Raw genomic sequence first — 18,063 nt, forward strand, 5'->3', positions numbered from 1 at the left:
CGATGTCGAGCACGCGCAAGCCGCCGAGACAGTTCAGGCTGCGCACGTTGCGCTCGAACTTGCGACAGGCGGCGTCGCGGATGTAGCCGAGCCGCAGCGGGTTGATCCGGTGCAGCGGCGCCATCTTGCCGTTGGGGTCCCACCACTCGGCCGAGAGCTTGGAAAATTTCGCGATCTCGGCGGCGTCGACGGTCGAGCCCGGCTGGGCGGCGGCTGAAGTATTTTGCTGCATGCTCATGGTTACGCGCGGTCCTACCGCGTGGTGATCGAACTACGGAAGGCGAGCGGCGAGGCGATGGTCTTGATCGTCTCGATTCCCTCGCCGACGCCGCGAATCGTCACGTCGCCGTAGTTGAGAATACGTCCAAGAATGGTCTGGTCGACATCGACGCTCTCGACCTTGTCCAGCGCCATCTCGAAGGTCCGGCGCTTGATGAAACCGGTCTTGTGCACGACCCTGAGGTTGGTGACGTCGGTCTCGGTGGTGAAGCGATGGAACCAGCCCTTGATGGTCCAATACAGGGCCGCCAGCGCCACGAGCGCGGAGGCTCCGAGGCAAAGCAGAACGAGCCAGTCGACGGTCGCCTGCCGCGACAGGATGAGCAGGGCCAGCGCCGCGATCCAGGCCACGATGGCCGGAAAGTAGAAGATCCAGTGCGCATTGGTCGAATACAGCACCCGCTCGCCCGGTTGCAGGATCTCGTCGATATAGCGCGCCATGACCTCGGTTAACCCACTTCCCCCGCGCCCTGCCCCCGCAGGAACCCGCTTGCCCCCGGCCCCGCCGCTCTGTATACGCGCGGTCGGTGTCCGCGAGGCGCCCGTCCGGTGCGGGTCACCATACTGATCCTTATGAAGGAATGCACGCGTCGTCATGAGCCGCCTCGTGATGAAATTCGGCGGCACGTCCGTCGCCAACATCGAACGTATCCGCAACGTCGCACGCCATGTGAAGCGTGAGGTCGATGCCGGCCATGAAGTGGCCGTGGTCGTCTCGGCGATGGCCGGCAAGACCAACGAGCTGGTCGCCTGGTGCACCGAGGCCTCGCCGATGCACGATGCGCGCGAATACGACGCCGTGGTCGCCTCGGGCGAACAGGTGACCTCAGGCCTCCTTGCCATCGTGCTCCAGGGCATGGGCATCCAGGCCCGCTCCTGGCAGGGCTGGCAGATCCCGATCAAGACCAGCGACGCCCATGCCTCGGCCCGGATCGAGGACATCGACGGCGGCGAGATCATCAAGCGCTTTCGGGAGCGCAAGGAGGTCGCGGTCATCGCCGGCTTCCAGGGCGTCAACCCCGAGACCAACCGCATCACCACGCTCGGCCGCGGCGGCTCCGACACCTCGGCGGTGGCGATCGCCGCCGCCGTCAAGGCGGACCGCTGCGACATATACACCGACGTCGACGGTGTCTACACCACCGATCCGCGAATCGTGCCGAAGGCCCGCCGCCTCGACAAGATCGCGTTCGAAGACATGCTGGAACTGGCCTCGCAGGGCGCAAAAGTGCTCCAGGTCCGCTCGGTGGAACTCGGCATGGTCCACAACATGCCGATCTTCGTCCGCTCGAGCTTCGACAAGCCCGAGGATATCGACCCGCATGCCAACCAGCCGCCCGGCACGCTGATCTGCAGCGAGGAGGAGATCATGGAAAGCCACGTCGTCACCGGCATCGCCTTTTCGAAGGACGAGGCCCAGATCTCGGTGCGCCAGATCGAGGACAAGCCCGGCGTTGCGGCCTCGATCTTCGGCCCGCTGGCGGATGCCAACATCAACGTCGACATGATCGTGCAGAATGTTTCCGAGGACGGCAAGACCACCGACCTCACCTTCACGGTGCCGGCCGCCGACTACACCCGCGCCAAGGATACGATTACCGCGGCCAAGACCAGGATCGGCTATGCGCGGCTCGATACCGCCACGGACGTCGCCAAGATCTCGGTCATCGGCAGCGGCATGCGCAGCCATGCCGGCGTCGCCGCCCAGGCGTTCTCGGCCCTCGCCGGGCGGAACATCAACATCCGGGCCATTACAACCTCCGAGATCAAATTCTCGGTTCTGATCGACGCCGCCTATACCGAGCTGGCGGTGCGCACCCTCCATACGCTCTACGGGCTCGATCAGGCCTGAAGCGCGACCCCGTCGTCGCGCTTCAGATTGCCGTTCAAGCATGATCTTTCCGGAAAACCACTTCGCACTTTTCGGACCATGCCTAGGCTAATTTTCTCTTAGCGGTCGCAGCAAACGCGAAGGTGTACACACCTTCGCGTTTGGCAGGCGTTTTGCTTGGCAAAACAAGCCTCAATTCGCTATACGGCGAACAGGGTGGGCTGCCGCAGACTGTGTCCCAGTTCGGGCGGCGCTGATTCGGTACAAGCGCTAAATCTCCGGTAGATTTTGGGCTTGTGCCTGCGCCGGACAAACAATTTGGTTGTTTTTCTGGATTTTTGGGCCAGCCGCCGGCCGATACCGCCGGGCCCGGCAGACGGAGGAGATTGACGGTTCATGCGGAGCGCGTCGGGAGGTCCCCGCGTCTTGTTGAGACGGCTCCGCGAAACCATGGCGGAGCAGGTCTCGGCCCAGGAGCGGCTGGACAAGATCGTGGTGCTGATCGCCGCCAACATGGTGGCCGAAGTGTGCTCGGTCTATGTGCTGCGCATCGACAACACGCTCGAGCTCTACGCCACCGAAGGTCTCAACCGCGAGGCGGTGCACCACACCGTGCTCAGCGCCCATGAAGGCCTGGTCGGCCTCGTCGCCAGCGAGGCGACGCCGCTCAACCTCAGCGATGCGCAGAGCCACCCGGCTTTCTCGTTCCGTCCCGAGACCGGCGAAGAGATCTACCACTCCTTCCTCGGCGTGCCGATCCTGCGCGCCGGCAACACGCTCGGCGTGCTGGTGGTGCAGAACCGCGCCAAGCGCAACTATGTCGAGGAGGAGCTCGAGGCGCTGCAGACCACCGCGATGGTGCTGGCCGAGCTGATCGCCTCGGGCGAGCTGTCCGCACTGGCCCAGCCGGGCCAGGAGCCGGCGGCGCGCCATTCCGCGCAGAAGGTCGGCGCGATCCTGTCCGAGGGCATCGCACTCGGCCATGTCGTGCTGCACGAGCCGCGCGTCGTCATCAAGGACTACATCGCCGAGGACCTGCCGAAGGAGATCAAGCGGCTGGACACCGCACTAGCCAAGCTGCGCGCCGACCTCGACCGCATGCTGGAGCGCGGCGACGTCGCCGACGGCGGCGAGCATCGCGAGGTGCTGGAAGCCTACCGCATGTTCGCCAACGACCAGGGCTGGTCGCACAAGCTGCACGAGGCGGTCGCCACCGGCCTCACCGCGGAAGCCGCCGTCGAGCGCGTGCAATCCGACACCCGCGCGCGCATGCTGCGCTCGACCGATCCCTATTTGCGCGACCGGCTGCACGACCTCGAAGATCTCGGCTATCGCCTGATGCGGCAGCTGGTCGGCCAGGACCACGCGCCTTCACGCGAACAACTGCCCGACAACGCTATCGTCATCGCCCGCGCGATGGGTCCCGCGGCGCTGCTCGATTACGACCGCAAGCGCCTGCGCGGCATCGTGCTGGAGGAAGGCACCGCCAATTCGCACGTCTCGATCGTGGCGCGCGCGCTCGGCATTCCCGCGGTCGGCGAAGTGCCGAACGCGCCCGGCATCGCCGATCCCGGCGACGCCATCATCGTCGACGGGACCTCGGGCGCGATCTATGTGCGCCCGTCGCAGGAGATCGAGGCCGCCTTCGCCGAGCGCGTGCGCTTCCGCGCCCGCCGCCAGGCACAGTATCTGGCGCTGCGCGACCGGCCCTGCGTCACCAGGGACGGCCAGACGGTCGAGCTGATGATCAACGCAGGGTTGGCCATCGACCTGCCCCACATCGAGGACACCGGCAGCGCCGGCATCGGCCTGTTCCGCACCGAGCTGCAATTCATGGTCGGCCAGAGCCTGCCGCGCACCAGCGACCAGCTCGCGCTCTATCGCACCGTGCTGGATGCCGCCGGCAGCAAGCCCGTCACTTTCCGCACCCTCGACATCGGCGGCGACAAGGCGCTGCCCTATATGGAAGCGGTGATCGAGGAAAATCCCGCGCTCGGCTGGCGTGCGATCCGGCTCGGGCTCGATCGTCCCGGCCTGTTGCGCGGCCAGATCCGCGCGCTGCTGCGCGCCGGCGGCGGCCGCGCGCTGCGCATCATGTTCCCGATGATCTCGGAGGTCGCCGAATTCGACTCGGCGAAGGCGCTGGTCGAGCGCGAGCTCACATATTTGCGCCAGCACGGCCACACGCTGCCCGAAAGAATCGACATCGGCACCATGGTCGAGGTGCCGGCCCTGCTCTACCAGCTCGACGAGCTCCTGAAGAAGGTCGACTTCATCTCGGTCGGCTCCAACGACCTGTTCCAGTTCCTGTTCGCGGTCGATCGCGGCAATGCCAAGGTGTCCGAACGCTTCGATACCATGTCGGCGCCGATCCTGCGCGCGCTGCGCGACATCGCGCGCAAGTCCCACGCGGCGAAGAAGTCGCTCTCGCTGTGCGGCGAGATGGCGTCCAAGCCGATCGGCGCGCTGGCGCTGATCGCGCTGGGCTATCGCTCGCTGTCGCTCTCGGCGACTGCGCTCGGCCCGGTCAAGGCGATGGTGCTCGACCTCGACGCCAGGAAGGCCGAGGCGACGCTCGGTCCGCTGCTGGACGCGCCAGCGGGCAGCGTCTCGATCCGGCAGAAGCTGACGGAATTTGCCGAGGCCGAAGGCCTGGCCTTGTAGCGGGCCGGCCGCCCCCGCCCTGCCGCCTCGCCTCTTGCCGCTGTTGAGACTGAACCGATGTCGTCACTCCCCGAAGCCAAACTGGACGTCCTGCTCGCGCATCACGCCTCGCTCGAGGCCGAATCGCTCGGGCAGCTCACTTCCGAGCGTTATGTGCAGATCACGCGCGAGCTCGCCGAGATCGCCCCGCTGATCGAGGCGGTGAAATCCTATCGCTCCGCCGTCAAGGAGCTCGCCGACACCGACGCGCTGATCGCCGATCCCGCCACCGATGCCGAGATGCGGAGCATGGCGGAAGCCGAACGCGACGAGCTGACGCCAAAAATCGAGGAGCTGGTGCAGAAGATCCGCGTCGCGCTCCTGCCCAAGGACGCCATGGACGACCGCAACGTGGTGCTGGAAATCCGCGCCGGCACCGGCGGCGACGAGGCTTCGCTGTTCGCCGGCGACTTGTTCCGGATGTACGAGCGCTTCGCCAGCCTTCAGGGCTGGAAGGTCGAGGTGATCTCGGCCAGCGAAGGCACGGTCGGCGGCTACAAGGAGATCATCGCGGAGGTGCAGGGCCGCGGCGCGTTTTCCAAGCTGAAATTCGAATCCGGCGTGCACCGCGTGCAGCGCGTGCCCGATACCGAGACGCAGGGACGCATCCACACCTCGGCAGCGACGGTGGCGGTGCTGCCGGAGGTCGAGGACGTCGACGTCGACATCAAAAACGAGGACTTGCGGATCGAGACCATGCGCGCGCAAGGAGCGGGCGGCCAGCACGTCAACAAGACCGAATCGGCGATCCGCATCACGCATATCCCGACCGGCATCGTGGTGATGATGCAGGACAGCCGCTCGCAGCACAAGAACCGCGCCTCCGCCATGAACATCCTGCGCTCGCGCATCTATGACGCCGAGCGGCAACGGGTCGACGCCGCGCGCTCCGCCGAGCGCAAGGAGAAGGTCGGCTCCGGCGACCGCTCCGAGCGCATCCGCACCTACAATTTTCCGCAGGGGCGCGTCACCGACCATCGCATCAACCTGACGCTCTACAAGCTGCCGCAGGTGATCGCCGGCGAAGCGCTCGGCGAATTGATCGACGCACTGACCACCGAGCACCAGGCCGCGCAGCTCGCCGCGCAGGGCGCGGCGGCCTGACGGACGCGCCGCTCAAGCCTCGCGGGACTCTTCGAACGATGTCAACAGGCGGCTCAGCGCCGGGCTCGCAGCACGGCGGAGTTCCTCGAGATTCTTGCGCGAAAGCGCCTGAAGCTTCTGCTCGCCTCTCTTGGTCAGCTTGAGATGGACGCGCCTGGCATCGTCCGGATCCGTCACGCGGCTGACCAACCGAAGCTTGGCCAATCGATCGATCAGCTCGACCGCGGAATGATGCCGGATCAGCAGGAACCGCGCCACGTCGCCGACGGTCGCGGGGCCGGGACGGACGAAGCCCTTGATCCCAAGCAGGGCCTGGTGCTGCGTCGGGGTAAGTCCCTGTTCGGCGGCGGCCGCCTCGCTGAAGGCGAGGAAGCTCCGAATCTGGTAGCGAAACTGCGCGAGCGCCGCATAGTCGGACTCCCGCATGGCGCCGGCCCCGCGCCTGCCCGACCTCGCCACCCTGGACCGCTGCGCCTTCTTCGCCTGAACCATGCCAACCTCGACCATGCCGCCCGGCGGCGTGGGAAAGATAGTCCTAAAGTAGCAAGCGGCCACGGCCGAACCAACCGGCCGGTGTCACGGATGCACAGCCATCCGACGGCCTATTCGAAGCTGGACAGCAGGATCTTCACCAGGATGACCTGAAAGGCGATCGGAATGCGGACGCTCTTGCGCCGGATCGAGCGCTGCAGCGCGCCGACGATCTCGGCGCTGGTCAGGCTGCCGGTCGACGCATTGGCAATCAACTCGCCCCACATCTGCGACAGCGAGCCCCCGGGCGGAATCACCGGCCGAATGGTCACGCCGCAGCCCTGCGCCCAGTCGACGATCTCCCTCATGGTATGAGGGCCGCAATTGCGTGCAGTGGCGAGGCGCTCGGCGGTCAGCGCCCGCAGCAGCTCACGCGAGGGCGACCATGTTCCCTTCGGAGGCTGCTCGCCGGTCAGTTCGACCGCGAGCTCTTTCAGGACGTTCTGGGCGCGCATGCTCAGCTTCTGCATCGGTCCGGGAGCGCGCTCGGCCTGAACGGAACCGATCGCCGGCCTTCGCTGGCCCGCAGATCGTTTGCGCTGCTTCGACGTGCGGGGTGCGTCGCCGGACTGCGGGGCCGCGCGCGCGTCGTCGTCTTCTCCCGCCGGCCATGCCGCCTCCCCCCGCTCCGCTTGTTGCGGCCAAGGGCGTCGCTTCCGGGCACCAATCGCTGTCATCTGCCGCGCCATTTCTCCCGCCGAACCCGACAACCCCGTACTCACAAAGACTAATATATATCGTGATCCGATATGTTTTCACGTGACAATTTCGGCCGTTCGACCAATGGCCAAATTGACAGAAGGTCTTCACAAGCAATGTTTACATCCAAGAGCCACACGCTGATGTGACGTGCTCGGCACGAAGACCCGCAAGGTCGGTCGCCGGACAAGTCGTGTTTTGCCTGCAAACAAGAACGACATTCGGAGGAACGATCATGACTGACGATCTCATCCGCCGCGGCCTCTCGCGCCGTGGCCTGCTCCAGACCACCGCCGGGCTCATCGGCGGCTCGATGCTGCCGGCCATGCCGGCCTTCGCCGAGGACAAGCCGATCGGCACCTATCCCGCGGGCGTCTCGGGTTCCACGGCCTTCATCGGAATCTCGGTGCCGCGCACCGGCACCTATGCCGTCCAGGGTGAAGACGAGCTCAAGGGCTATCAGCTCGCGATCGAGCACATCAACAGCGGTCACGAGTTGATAAAGAAGATCTCGCCGAAGACCAGCAAGGGCGTGCTCGGCAAGGAGCTGAAGTTCGGCGTCGCGGATTCCGCGGCTAAGCCGAACGAGGCGGTGCAGGCGCAGCAGCGTTTCATCAGCGAGAACAAGGCGATCATGATCACCGGCGGCACCTCGAGCGCGGTCGCGGTCGCGCTCAACAAGCTCGCCCAGCGCGAGAAGGTGATCTTCGTGTGCGGCATCTCCGGCTCGAACGACACCACCGGCAAGGACTGCGTCCGCTACGGTTTCCGCCAGTGTTTCTATGGCCAGACCGCCGCCGCGGCGATCGGCCCCGTGCTGGTCAAGCAATTCGGCAAGGGCAAGAAGGTTGCGTACCTCACGCCGGACTACACCTACGGCCACACCGTCACCAAGTCGATGCAGGACTTCCTCGCGACCGCCGGCTGGACCACCGCCACCAACCAGGTCGCCCCGCTCGGCGCGCCCGACTATTCTTCCTACCTGCTGAACGTCGCGAACTCCGGCGCCGAGATCCTGATCAACGTCAATTGGGGTCACGACGCGGTGCTGTCGACCCAGCAGGCCAAGCAGTTCGGCGTGCTCGACAAGATGAAGCTGGTGGTGCCGTATCAGGTGCCGTTCATCGCGCGCGAGACCGGTGGACTGATGCAGGGCGTCTACGCCGCCACCGACTATTGGTGGACGCTTGAGGACAAGTTCCCGCTCGCCAAGTTGTTCAACGAGACGTTCGAAAAGAAGTACGGCTACAAGCCGGAGTGGGGCGCGGAGAACGCCTATATCAGCTTCGCACATTGGGCCCGCATGTGCGAGGAAGCCGGCAGCTTCAACCCGCCCGACGTCATCAAGACCTACGAGAAGGGAGAGCCCCTGCCTTCCTTCGTCGGCGACGTTCACTATCGGGCCGAAGACCATCAGTGCGTACGTCCGGTCGTCATCGTGCGCGGCAAGATGACCCAGCATATGAAGAACAAGGAAGACTATTGGGAAGTCGTCGAGGTCGTCCCCGGCGAAGGCTTGATGCAGAAGCCCGACGCGTTCGGCTGCCATCTCGGCGACTACACCTAGGGCTGCCCAGCGAACCTCTGTGGCGCCGCGGGCTGCCCTCTGCTCCTGCGGCGTCACCTTTTTTCGCGGCCCGGCCGCGCGTCACATCAACGATTGTCGCATGATCAGTTGGTCCAACCTCGTTTCGCAACTCTTCAACGGGCTGGCGCTCGGCGCGCTGCTCGCGCTCATCAGCTCCGGTTTGACCATCATCTACGGCACGCTCGGCGTGCTCAACCTCGCCCATGGCGCGATGTTCATGGTCGGAGGTTATGCCGGATTCGTCACCTACCAGTATACGGAATCGTTCATCCTCGCCGTCATCGCGGGGTCGCTGTTCGTGATGCTGCTCGGCGTCGCAATGGAACGCGTCATCATCCGCCACTTCTACCACCGCCCGCACGAGGATCAGCTGCTGGTGACCTTCGGGCTCGGCATCTGCTTCGTGGAGCTCGTGCGCCTGATCTTCTCGAGCCAGTCGCAACTGGTGCCTCCGCCGGCGCTGTTCCGGGGCATCACCAATCTCGGCTTCATGTTCTATCCGACCTACCGCCTTGCCGTCGTCGGCATCGTCGCCGTCGCGCTCGGGGCGCTGTTCATCGTTCTCTACCGGACCCGGCTCGGCATGATCGTGCGGGCCGGCATCGAGGATTCGGTGATGGTCGATTCGCTCGGCATCAACGTCTACCGCGTCTTCATGATCGTGTTCGGCATCGGCGCCATGGCCGCTGGCTTTGCCGGCATCGTCAACGCGCCGGTGGTGTCGCTGACGCCGGGCATCGGCGACGACATCCTGGTCCAGACCTTCGTGGTGGTGGTGATCGGCGGCGTCGGCTCGTTTCCCGGCGCGATCCTCGGCGGCCTGATCGCCGGCGAGATCATCAGCGTCACCTCCATGTTCAACCCCGGCTATGCCTATGTAATGCTGTTTGCCGTGATGACGCTCGTGCTCGTGGTGCGACCGCACGGCCTGCTCGGCGTGCAAGGCCGAGAATAGGCGATCTCCCCGATGCTCAAGCAACGTCCTTTCCTGATCGAGACCCTGACCGCGATCGGGTTGATCGCAGCGCCCTTCGTGCTGCCCCATCTCGGCTTCGCCCCCAACACCGTGAACCGGATCCTGGTCTGGGGCCTGTTCGGCCTCGGCTTCGACATCCTGTTCGGCTTCACCGGACTGCTGTCGTTCGGCCAGTCCGCCTTCTATGGCACCGGCGGCTTCGTCGCGGCCTATCTCCTGACCCGTGCCGGTTTCGGCAATGTGCTCGGCGCGCTGATCATCGGGATGATCGCCGCCGCCGCGACCGGCTACCTGATCGGCCTGATCGCGCTGCGCCGCACCGGCATCTATTTTGCGATGATCACCGTGGCGATCGCGGAGGTGTTCTTCTTCGTGGAGTTCAATCCGCTCTCGGCTTTCACCGGCGGCGAAAACGGCCTGCCGGGCGTGCCGGAGCCGAGTTTCGATCTCGGTTTCACCACGCTGCATTTCACCAATGGCTGGTCGCTCTATCAATTCATCGCACTGTGCTACTTCGTCGGGGTCGTCATCGCGCTCAGGATCGTGCGCTCGCCGGTGGGCGTCATCTTCAGCGCGATTCGCGACAATCCGTTGCGCGCCACCGCGGTCGGCCACAACATCCACGGCTACAAGCTGACCGCCTTCGTGATCGCCGCCGCGTATGCCGGTTTCGCCGGCGGCCTGCTCGGCGTGCTGCAGGCTTTCATGCCGCCTGATGCCTTCACCTTCGAGACCTCCGGCCAGCTGGTGATGCAGACGGCCATCGGCGGAAGGGGTACACTGTTCGGCCCGCTGGTCGGCGCAACCGTCTGGCTGTTCCTGCAGGATTTCCTGCAGTCCGCGCTTGGGCTGGGAGCTGCCTGGAAGCTGGTGCTGGGTCTCGTCTTCGTGCTGCTGGTCTGCTTCCTGCGCGGCGGCATCATCGGAGGGATTGCGGATCTCTACCGCTTCGCCTCGGGCAGGCGCAGGTGGGTCGAGGCCGAGACCGACCACGACGCTATGGACGCCGAGACGACACGACAGCCCGCGCCAGCGCCGATCCAGGCCAAGCAAGTCGAGCATCCCGCCTATTCCGGACCGATCCTGAGAGCCACCGGGCTCACCAAGCGCTATGGCGGCCTCGTCGCCAACAGCGACATCGATTTCAGCGTCAATCAGGGCGAGCTGCGCGGCATCATCGGCCCCAACGGCGCGGGCAAGTCGACCTTCTTCAAGATGCTGACCTGCGAGATCGCGCCGACATCGGGCCAGATCGTGTTCGAAGGCCGCGACATTACGGGGTTGAAGGTCACCGAGGTTTGCCAGCTCGGGCTCACCAAGAGCTATCAGGTCAACCAGCTCTTCACCGGCCTCACCGTTCGTCAGAACCTGACGATCGCCGCGCTTGCCGAGCTGCGCGGAAAATTCCGGCTTGATCTGTTCCGCAAGCTCTCGGCCGTCAAGGGCCTGACGGAGCTGGTCGAGCACACGCTGGCACAGATCGATCTGACCCGCCGCGCCGATGTGCCCGTGTCCGAACTCGCCTATGGCGAGAAACGCAGGCTGGAGATCGGGCTCGCGCTCGCGACCGCGCCGCGCCTGCTGCTGCTCGACGAGCCGCTCGCCGGCATGAGCCCGCGCGAGCGCGTCGAGACCGTCAGTCTGCTGAAGTCGATCGCGCGCGGCCGCACCATGATCATCATCGACCACGACATGGATTCCCTGTTCGAGCTGGTCGAGCGCGTCACCGTGCTGCAGGAAGGCCGCGTGCTGGTGTCCGGCACGCCCGAAGAAATCAAGACCAACGCCACCGTGCAGGAAGCCTATCTCGGCGGCGTTCACAGAGAGATCGCCGCATGAGCCTGATCGAGGTCAACGGCCTGAACAGCTATTACGGGGACTCCCACATCCTGTTCGACGTCGCCATGCACGTCGAGCGTCACGAGGTGGTGGCGCTGCTCGGCCGCAACGGTGCCGGCAAGAGCACCACGCTGAAGAGCCTGATGGGCGTCGTGACGCCGCGCAGCGGCAGCGTGAAGTTCGACGGTATCGACATCGCCGGACGCAGGAGCCACAAGATCGCGCAGGCAGGCATGCAGCTCGTGCACGAGGAGCGCCGGATCTTCGGCAGCCTGTCGGTGGAGGAGAACATCACCCTGGCGGGAATCACCGCGCCGAAACGCTGGCCGCTCGGCCGCATCTACGAAATGTTTCCCCGGCTGAAGGAGCGCCGCAGCAACCGCGGCACCGAGCTTTCCGGCGGCGAGCAGCAGATGCTCGCGATCGCGCGGGCGCTGGTTCGCGATCCCAAGATCGTGCTGCTGGACGAGCCGTTCGAGGGTCTTGCGCCCGTGATCGTCCACGATCTCGTCAAGGCGTGCCGCGAGCTCGCGGCCGCCGGCCAGACCATCGTGCTGGTCGAGCAGAACCTCGCGGCGACACTGGCGCTGGCGAGCCGGATCTACATCATCAACAACGGGCACATCGTGCACGAAGGTCCGGCGCAGGAGCTGAAAGCGCAGCCGGAACTGCTGCAGCGCTATCTCGGCGTCTAATCAGCCGGCGAGCGCCGCAACCAGGCGTTTGGCGTGATCGGCGAGCACGGCCATGTCCTCCTTGCGCGTCTGAGCCGGCAGCAGCGCGACACCGGACCTGACCGGCATGACGTGCATGTGCAGGTGGAAAACCACCTGGCCGCTGGCCGGCTCGCTGAACTGCTGCAGGATGATGCCCTCGGCGTCGAACGCCCGCATCGCCGCAATCGCGATCCGCTTGGCGGTTCTCGCGACTGCGGCGAGGTCGTCGTCGGCAATGTCGAGGAGACCGCGCGCCGGTCCGCGGGGAATGACCAGCGTGTGTCCCGGCGAGCGCGGCATGATGTCGAGGAAGGCGAAGCTGCGCTCGTCCTTGAAGACCTCGAAGCAGGGAATCTCGCCGCGCAGGATCTTTGCGAAGACATTCTGATCGTCATAAGCCGCCATGCAATTCCCTCCGACGCCGCGCGCGATCAAACGCGCTCCTTTCCGTTGACGTAAGCAAGCCTGCCGATCTATCCACGATGCCGGGCAGGATGGTTCCATTGACGACAGGCTTCGAGTCCGGAAACAGCATAGAGCGTGCGCGTCGCGCCCTCACCGCGCGGCTGCGATCGGCCGGCATCGAGGAGCCCGCCCTCGACGCCCGCCTGCTCGTGGGCGCGGCCCTCGAGCTTGATCTGACCGGCATGGTGACGCAGGCGTCACGACAACTCACGCCCGAGGAGACGGCGCGCCTCGAGCGATATGCGCAGCGCCGGCTCGCGCACGAGCCGGTCGCCCGCATCCTCGGCGTGCGGGAGTTCTGGGGCATGCCGCTGCGGCTGTCCGAGGCGACGCTGGTGCCGCGGCCGGACACCGAGACCGTGGTCGAACTGGCGCTCGAGGTCTTCCGCGGACTCGCGATCTCGGCGCGTCCGCCGCGCATCGCCGACATCGGCACCGGATCCGGCGCGATCCTGCTCGCTCTGTTGCACGAAATTCCCGATGCGTTCGGCATCGGCACGGATGTCAGCCTGGCGGCGCTCGACACGGCACGTGACAACGCCGCTGCGCTCGGCCTCGCCGACCGCGCCGCTTTCGTCGCCTGTTCCTATGCGTCCGCGCTCCGCGGCCCGTTCGACCTCGTCGTGTCGAACCCGCCTTATATCCCCTCGGCGGAAATTCCGACATTGAGCATCGAGGTGCGCGAGCACGACCCGCATCTGGCCCTCAACGGCGGCAATGACGGATATGACGCCTATCGCGCCCTGATCCCGCAGGCGAGCGAGCGCCTCGCCCCCGGCGGAGCGCTGATCGTCGAGGCCGGACAGGGCCAGGCTCAAAATATTGAAACCTTGATGAGGGGTGCTGCGTTATCGGTGGACAGACCACCCAAGGCCGACCTGGCAGGTATTCCACGGGCCGTTTCGGCCCGAAAAATGCCTCCATAAAAGCCGGATTGGCTTGCAAAAACCTCTTGGAATATCGCCTGGGAACGACTACGTTCCGTCCAACACATCGGTGCCGGCCCCGTACACCTACGGGCGAAAGCCGGGCTCTCGGGCGAGAGCTTTACTGATTTAAAGGTTCCAAGCCGCAGGTCCTGTTGAGCGCGATGGCCAGTGGAGCTGCGCTGCTCTCCGACCGCAACGTGAACGAAAGCCTGATATTGCGCTTGAAGACTTACGCAAGAAAGCTGGGCTTGTTTCGGCAGGCGAAATGAATGGGTTCGCTGGCAATGAATGCTGGCGGGTGGGGAACGCGTCTTTGTTGAACGCGACGGTCGACGAACATCGGCAGGGTTCGATCCGCCCTTGCGCGCGGTGCGCGCGAGCGATGTGAACCGCTGTCCCGGGTCACTCCAAGCAATCAGTAATGCGTGCAACCTTTAGGGCTGGAATTGAAGGCAGGACATGAGAAACGGTCAAAACAAGCAGCGGATGCGCAACCGCAACAACAATAACAACAACAACCGGCGCGGCCAGAACCCGATGACCCGGGTCTACGAGTCCAACGGACCCGATATCAAGATTCGCGGCACCGCTTCGCACATCGCTGAAAAGTATCTCCAGCTTGCGCGTGACGCGCGCTCCTCCGGCGACCCCGTTGCAGCCGAGAACTATTACCAGCACGCCGAGCATTATTTCCGCCTGATCGCGGCGGCCCAGGAGCAGTTCCGCCAGAACCAGCAGCCCCGCGGCGATGAGCCCGTCAGCACCAGCAGCGACGACGGCGACGACGACGGCGAGAATTTCTCGGCCTTCGGCCAGGAGCCGGGCTTCGTTCCGCAGCCCCCGCAGCAGCCCTTCATGCGCGACCGCGATGGCCAGCGCGATCACCACCAGCGTGATCATCAGCAACGCGACAACCAGCAGCCGCGCGAGCACCGCGAACGCGATCATCGTCCGCAGCCGCAATATCAGCCGCAGCCGCAACCCGCGAACCAGCCGCAACCCGTCATCGCCGATGCCGGCGGGGTCGACCGCCTGCCCTCCTTCATCACCGGCGCGCAGCCGCAAGTGAATGCCGGCGCGAATGGCGGCCAAGGCGGATTCGAGGGCGCTGGCGGCGGCGGAGAGCGCTATCCGCGGCGGCGGCGCCGGCCGCATGGTCCGCGCCACGAGCGCGAAGCCGCCCCAGCCGCCTCAAGCGACGATCTCGCTCCGGGCGAGTAAGTCTCTTCTGATCTGATTTTCCGACTGAATCGTCCCGGCCCTCGCCGGGACGATTTGTTTTTGACAACCATCGATGGCGACGTCGCACCTCTCCCGCAAGCAAGCGGGAGAAGGCGCGCACCGTCTTCGCGGCAACGCCAGTGCCTCAGCTGCGCGTCACCGTCGTCGAGGACGGCACCAGCACCGGCTTCGCGAGCGAGGGGATGAGCCGCGCGCGCTCTCGCTTGGCAGGGATCGCGCGGTAGACCTGCTTGGTCGCCTCCACAATATGGACACCGGCAAAGGGCAGCGACAGCGCCGCTCCGGCGCTCTCCCACATCTGCGCCGATTTCAGCACCCAGCCACCGGCATAGGGCGGCATGAACAGCGCCTCGCCCCAGGCGGTCGGCGTGAACCAGGTCTGGCGCAACAGCTCGGTGATCTGCGAGCGCGAATAGGGGCGGCCGTGACCGAAGGGTGTGCTGTCGGTGCGGGTCCATACCCCGCGCCGGTTCGGGATCACGGCGATCACGCGCCCGGACGGCGACAGCACGCGCCACACCTCGCGCAGCAGCGCGGCCGGATCGTCCGACATCTCCAGCGCGTGGACCAGGAGGATGCGATCGACAGCGGCGTCGGGAAGCGGCAGCGAGAATTCGTCGACCAGCGAGGCCAGCGCCGGCCGTCCCGTCGGCCATTTCAGGACGCCCTGGGCCGCCGGCATGAAGGCGATGCAGCGCTCGGCGTCCTCGCGGAACAATCCCAGATAGGGCGTCGGATAGCCGATGCCGAGCACGCGCTGGCCCGCGGCGCCGGGCCAGCGCTCCCTGATCCCGCGATTGATCATTTGCCGCGCGACGATCCCGAGGCGGCGGGAATAGAACTCGCGGAGGTCGACGACGTCGATGGTCATGACGGCAATGTAACATGCGTCAGGCCGCCGCCGCGCGCGGAATATTGCATTGCCTGCGCAACGTTAACGCCATATTTGTCTGGCGGGGCTGAGCGCGATGGAGATGACATGGCCGCCGAAATTCGTACTTTCGCCTGTTTAAACGACAATTTCGGTTATCTGATCCACGATGTGGAAACCAAGGCGACGGCGTCGATCGACGCGCCGGAGGCCGGCCCCATCCTCGCCGCCCTGGAGCGCGAGGGCTGGCAACTGACCGACATCCTGATCACCCATCATCATGGAGATCATGTCGGCGGCGTTGCCGAGCTCAAGCAGAAATGCAATTGCCGCGTCGTCGCGCCGCATGACAAGACGACTAAGATCGCGAACGTCGATTTGCGCGTCGCCAATGCCGACGTGGTCAAGATCGGCAAGTTGCTGGCGCGCGTCGTGGAGACGCCCGGCCACACGCTCGACCACATCTCCTATGTGTTCGACACGGAGAAGGCGGTGTTCGCCGCCGACACACTGTTCTCGATCGGCTGCGGGCGCGTCTTTGAGGGCACCTACCCGATGATGTGGGATTCGCTATTGAAGCTGCGCGCCCTGCCCGACGACTTCAAGCTCTATTGCGGCCACGAATACACCGCCTCCAACGTCAAGTTCGCGCTCACCATCGAGCCGGACAATGCGGCGCTGCAGGCGCGCGCCGCCGAAGTGACGAAGCTGCGGGCCGAGAACAAGCCGACCATTCCCACACTGCTTGGTGACGAGAAGCGCGCAAACGTGTTCCTGCGCGCCGATGAGCCGGCGGTCGCGGCCAGGCTGCACATGAAGGGCGCCGATCCCGCCGCGGTGTTCGGCGAACTGCGCGAGCGCAAGAATAAATCCTGAAGCACAAGTCCTGAAGAACAAATCCTGACGGGATCGATGCCGACTGCAGCCGAGATCATCGCGCGCCTCGAACTCCGCCCGCACCCCGAAGGTGGGCACTATCGCGAAACGTTTCGCGATCAAGCCACGGACGCCAACGGGCGTTCGCGCTCGACCCTGATCTACTTCCTGCTCGCACGCGGCGAGCGTTCGCACTGGCATCGCGTCGATGCGGTCGAGACCTGGCACTATTACGCAGGCAGCCCCTTGATGCTGCGCATCGCCCATGACGGCTGCTCGCAGCACGAGGTACGGCTGGGCACCGACCTCGTCGGCGGCGAGCGGCCGCAGGCCATCGTGCCGGCGCATGCCTGGCAGATGGCGGAGACGACGGGCGAGTGGACGTTGGTCGGCTGCACCGTCGCGCCTGCATTCGAATTCGCGAAGTTCGAACTCGCGCCAAAAGGCTGGGAGCCGTAGGGCAATCGTCATTCCGAGTTCGCGCTCCGCGCGCCCCGGAATGACAATCATCGCTTCCGCAGCACCATATCCTTCGCCGCGATCAGGCCGCCGCCGGCGATCAGGATCGCGGCGATGGCGATGCTGGCGCTGGCCTTGGCAAAGCCGGCGGCGATCAGGAAGCCGGTCGAGAGCAGCGGCGTCGCGTAGGAGGCGGCGCCGAGCACGCGGATGTCGCCGCGCTTCATGCCGATGTCCCAGGCGTAGAAGGCGGCGCCGACGGGGCCGATGCCGAGCGCGATCACCGAGAGCCATTGCAGCATGGTCTCCGGCCAGACCGTGGTTTCAAGCAGACCATGCATCAGCGCGGCCAGTGCGGCCGTGGCAAGGCAGAAGCCGGCGACGGCATCGGTCGGCACCGCCTTCAATCGACGCGACAGCACCGAATAGATTGCCCAGACGAAAGCGGCGATGAAGGCCGCGATCAGTCCCGGCACGGCGCCAGGCGCGAAGCCGGAAGTGTTGCCGGCAAACAGCAGCACGGTGCCGACGAGGCCGAGCACGGCGCCGATGATGTGATGCGGGGCCAGCCGCTCGCCGGGCAGGAATGACGAGAACAGCACGATCAGCAGCGGCCACAGGTAATTCAGAAGGCCGGCTTCGGCCGGCGGCGCGAAGCGCAGCGCGAGAAAATACAGCGCGTGATAGCCGAACAGGCCGCCGACGCCGACGACCCAGACGACGGGCGGTTGACGCAGGCTTTTCGCCGCCTCGCTCCGCCCGATCCAGGTGAGCAGCCCGACGACACCGCCGATCGCGAAGGTCATCGCAGCGAGCTGAAACGCCGGTATCTTTCCGGTCGCCACCGTCATCACCGACAGCAGCGACCACATCAGGATCGCGGTCAATCCGATCAGCGTGGCGGTACGGGGAGTCATCGGCGCAATGTTTCCGTCATGGCCGGGCTTGTCCCGGC

17 protein-coding genes and 1 pseudogene are annotated in these 18,063 nt (G+C 65.5%); 11 read left to right on the forward strand and 7 right to left on the reverse strand.

Translation table 11 applies throughout. The features are described 5' to 3' along the window. Positions 1-238 (reverse strand): annotated as a pseudogene (locus tag IC50_RS23210) (bifunctional 2-polyprenyl-6-hydroxyphenol methylase/3-demethylubiquinol 3-O-methyltransferase UbiG); the annotation flags it as partial. Positions 239-252: 14 nt separating this feature from the next. Then, a complete protein-coding gene (locus IC50_RS23215; protein WP_035710146.1) occupies positions 253-720 on the reverse strand; it encodes a PH domain-containing protein in 468 nt (155 codons plus the stop codon). Between the two features lie 154 nt (positions 721-874). Between IC50_RS23215 and IC50_RS23220 the strand changes: the two genes are divergently transcribed. From IC50_RS23220 to prfA, 3 genes are all read left to right on the forward strand, one after another. Next, complete coding sequence (locus IC50_RS23220; RefSeq protein ID WP_035710148.1) at positions 875-2,131, forward strand: aspartate kinase; 1,257 nt, start codon at positions 875-877, stop codon at positions 2,129-2,131. 375 nt (positions 2,132-2,506) lie between these two features. Continuing rightward, the gene (ptsP, locus tag IC50_RS23225) at positions 2,507-4,774 is read left to right on the forward strand and encodes a phosphoenolpyruvate--protein phosphotransferase (RefSeq protein WP_035710150.1); all 2,268 of its coding nucleotides are present in this window, start codon (positions 2,507-2,509) and stop codon (positions 4,772-4,774) included. Positions 4,775-4,831: 57 nt separating this feature from the next. Then, a complete protein-coding gene (prfA, locus tag IC50_RS23230) occupies positions 4,832-5,917 on the forward strand; it encodes a peptide chain release factor 1 (protein WP_035710152.1) in 1,086 nt (361 codons plus the stop codon). Positions 5,918-5,929: 12 nt separating this feature from the next. On the opposite strand, the gene IC50_RS23235 is transcribed toward prfA, so the two are convergent. Further along, entirely contained in the window at positions 5,930-6,409 is a 480-nt protein-coding gene (locus IC50_RS23235) for a MarR family winged helix-turn-helix transcriptional regulator (RefSeq protein WP_050991066.1), read from the reverse strand. A gap of 110 nt (positions 6,410-6,519) precedes the next feature. Further along, positions 6,520-7,137, reverse strand: a complete 618-nt coding sequence (locus tag IC50_RS23240; protein WP_035710155.1) for a hypothetical protein — start codon at positions 7,135-7,137, stop codon at positions 6,520-6,522. A 245-nt stretch (positions 7,138-7,382) separates the two neighbouring features. On the opposite strand from IC50_RS23240, the gene IC50_RS23245 reads away from it, so the two are divergent. The 4 genes from IC50_RS23245 to IC50_RS23260 all read left to right on the forward strand — a co-directional run bounded on the left by IC50_RS23245 (position 7,383) and on the right by IC50_RS23260 (position 12,245). Further along, complete coding sequence (locus tag IC50_RS23245) at positions 7,383-8,714, forward strand: substrate-binding protein (RefSeq protein ID WP_035710157.1); 1,332 nt, start codon at positions 7,383-7,385, stop codon at positions 8,712-8,714. A 100-nt stretch (positions 8,715-8,814) separates the two neighbouring features. Then, entirely contained in the window at positions 8,815-9,690 is an 876-nt protein-coding gene (locus IC50_RS23250) for a branched-chain amino acid ABC transporter permease (RefSeq protein ID WP_035710160.1), read from the forward strand. Between the two features lie 12 nt (positions 9,691-9,702). Beyond that, the gene (locus IC50_RS23255) at positions 9,703-11,550 is read left to right on the forward strand and encodes a branched-chain amino acid ABC transporter ATP-binding protein/permease (RefSeq protein ID WP_035710163.1); all 1,848 of its coding nucleotides are present in this window, start codon (positions 9,703-9,705) and stop codon (positions 11,548-11,550) included. Next, positions 11,547-12,245, forward strand: coding sequence for an ABC transporter ATP-binding protein (locus IC50_RS23260; protein WP_035710166.1), 699 nt, complete (start codon positions 11,547-11,549; stop codon positions 12,243-12,245). The genes IC50_RS23255 and IC50_RS23260 overlap by 4 nt, the downstream gene beginning before the upstream one ends. Here the strand turns inward: IC50_RS23260 and IC50_RS23265 are convergent, their stop codons facing one another. After that, a complete protein-coding gene (locus tag IC50_RS23265; RefSeq protein ID WP_035710169.1) occupies positions 12,246-12,671 on the reverse strand; it encodes an HIT family protein in 426 nt (141 codons plus the stop codon). Between the two features lie 89 nt (positions 12,672-12,760). On the opposite strand from IC50_RS23265, the gene prmC reads away from it, so the two are divergent. Both prmC and IC50_RS23275 read left to right on the forward strand, forming a co-directional pair. Further along, complete coding sequence (gene prmC / locus IC50_RS23270; RefSeq protein WP_050991065.1) at positions 12,761-13,657, forward strand: peptide chain release factor N(5)-glutamine methyltransferase; 897 nt, start codon at positions 12,761-12,763, stop codon at positions 13,655-13,657. A 462-nt stretch (positions 13,658-14,119) separates the two neighbouring features. Next, positions 14,120-14,881, forward strand: a complete 762-nt coding sequence (locus tag IC50_RS23275) for a DUF4167 domain-containing protein (RefSeq protein ID WP_035710171.1) — start codon at positions 14,120-14,122, stop codon at positions 14,879-14,881. Between the two features lie 145 nt (positions 14,882-15,026). Here the strand turns inward: IC50_RS23275 and IC50_RS23280 are convergent, their stop codons facing one another. Continuing rightward, a complete protein-coding gene (locus IC50_RS23280; RefSeq protein ID WP_035710174.1) occupies positions 15,027-15,773 on the reverse strand; it encodes a methyltransferase domain-containing protein in 747 nt (248 codons plus the stop codon). A gap of 108 nt (positions 15,774-15,881) precedes the next feature. On the opposite strand from IC50_RS23280, the gene gloB reads away from it, so the two are divergent. Together gloB and IC50_RS23290 are read left to right on the forward strand one after the other, a co-directional pair. Then, the gene (gene gloB, locus IC50_RS23285; protein WP_035710177.1) at positions 15,882-16,649 is read left to right on the forward strand and encodes a hydroxyacylglutathione hydrolase; all 768 of its coding nucleotides are present in this window, start codon (positions 15,882-15,884) and stop codon (positions 16,647-16,649) included. Between the two features lie 36 nt (positions 16,650-16,685). Then, positions 16,686-17,108 (forward strand): cupin domain-containing protein, encoded by a 423-nt coding sequence (locus IC50_RS23290; protein WP_035710179.1) that lies wholly within the window; start codon positions 16,686-16,688, stop codon positions 17,106-17,108. Positions 17,109-17,155: 47 nt separating this feature from the next. On the opposite strand, the gene yddG is transcribed toward IC50_RS23290, so the two are convergent. Further along, positions 17,156-18,025: an aromatic amino acid exporter YddG gene (gene yddG, locus IC50_RS23295; RefSeq protein WP_035710182.1), complete on the reverse strand. Its 870-nt coding sequence runs from the start codon at positions 18,023-18,025 to the stop codon at positions 17,156-17,158. Positions 18,026-18,063 lie beyond the last annotated feature (38 nt).

The sequence above is a fragment of the Bradyrhizobium genomosp. I (2014) genome, assembly GCF_000261685.1.
GTDB lineage: Bacteria > Pseudomonadota > Alphaproteobacteria > Rhizobiales > Xanthobacteraceae > Bradyrhizobium.

What these genes read in the sequence shown, in the direction of transcription:
- IC50_RS23255 (WP_035710163.1), top strand. Translation starts at nt 9,703, where the DNA reads ATGCTCAAGCAACGTCCTTTCCTGATCGAGACCCTGACCGCGATCGGG.
- ptsP (WP_035710150.1), top strand. Translation starts at nt 2,507, where the DNA reads ATGCGGAGCGCGTCGGGAGGTCCCCGCGTCTTGTTGAGACGGCTCCGC.
- IC50_RS23245 (WP_035710157.1), top strand. Translation starts at nt 7,383, where the DNA reads ATGACTGACGATCTCATCCGCCGCGGCCTCTCGCGCCGTGGCCTGCTC.
- IC50_RS23250 (WP_035710160.1), top strand. Translation starts at nt 8,815, where the DNA reads ATGATCAGTTGGTCCAACCTCGTTTCGCAACTCTTCAACGGGCTGGCG.
- IC50_RS23275 (WP_035710171.1), top strand. Translation starts at nt 14,120, where the DNA reads ATGAGAAACGGTCAAAACAAGCAGCGGATGCGCAACCGCAACAACAAT.
- IC50_RS23215 (WP_035710146.1), bottom strand. Translation starts at nt 720, where the DNA reads ATGGCGCGCTATATCGACGAGATCCTGCAACCGGGCGAGCGGGTGCTG.
- IC50_RS23290 (WP_035710179.1), top strand. Translation starts at nt 16,686, where the DNA reads ATGCCGACTGCAGCCGAGATCATCGCGCGCCTCGAACTCCGCCCGCAC.
- prmC (WP_050991065.1), top strand. Translation starts at nt 12,761, where the DNA reads ATGGTTCCATTGACGACAGGCTTCGAGTCCGGAAACAGCATAGAGCGT.
- IC50_RS23235 (WP_050991066.1), bottom strand. Translation starts at nt 6,409, where the DNA reads ATGGTTCAGGCGAAGAAGGCGCAGCGGTCCAGGGTGGCGAGGTCGGGC.
- IC50_RS23260 (WP_035710166.1), top strand. Translation starts at nt 11,547, where the DNA reads ATGAGCCTGATCGAGGTCAACGGCCTGAACAGCTATTACGGGGACTCC.
- IC50_RS23220 (WP_035710148.1), top strand. Translation starts at nt 875, where the DNA reads ATGAGCCGCCTCGTGATGAAATTCGGCGGCACGTCCGTCGCCAACATC.
- yddG (WP_035710182.1), bottom strand. Translation starts at nt 18,025, where the DNA reads ATGACTCCCCGTACCGCCACGCTGATCGGATTGACCGCGATCCTGATG.
- IC50_RS23240 (WP_035710155.1), bottom strand. Translation starts at nt 7,137, where the DNA reads ATGGCGCGGCAGATGACAGCGATTGGTGCCCGGAAGCGACGCCCTTGG.
- IC50_RS23280 (WP_035710174.1), bottom strand. Translation starts at nt 15,773, where the DNA reads ATGACCATCGACGTCGTCGACCTCCGCGAGTTCTATTCCCGCCGCCTC.
- prfA (WP_035710152.1), top strand. Translation starts at nt 4,832, where the DNA reads ATGTCGTCACTCCCCGAAGCCAAACTGGACGTCCTGCTCGCGCATCAC.
- IC50_RS23265 (WP_035710169.1), bottom strand. Translation starts at nt 12,671, where the DNA reads ATGGCGGCTTATGACGATCAGAATGTCTTCGCAAAGATCCTGCGCGGC.
- gloB (WP_035710177.1), top strand. Translation starts at nt 15,882, where the DNA reads ATGGCCGCCGAAATTCGTACTTTCGCCTGTTTAAACGACAATTTCGGT.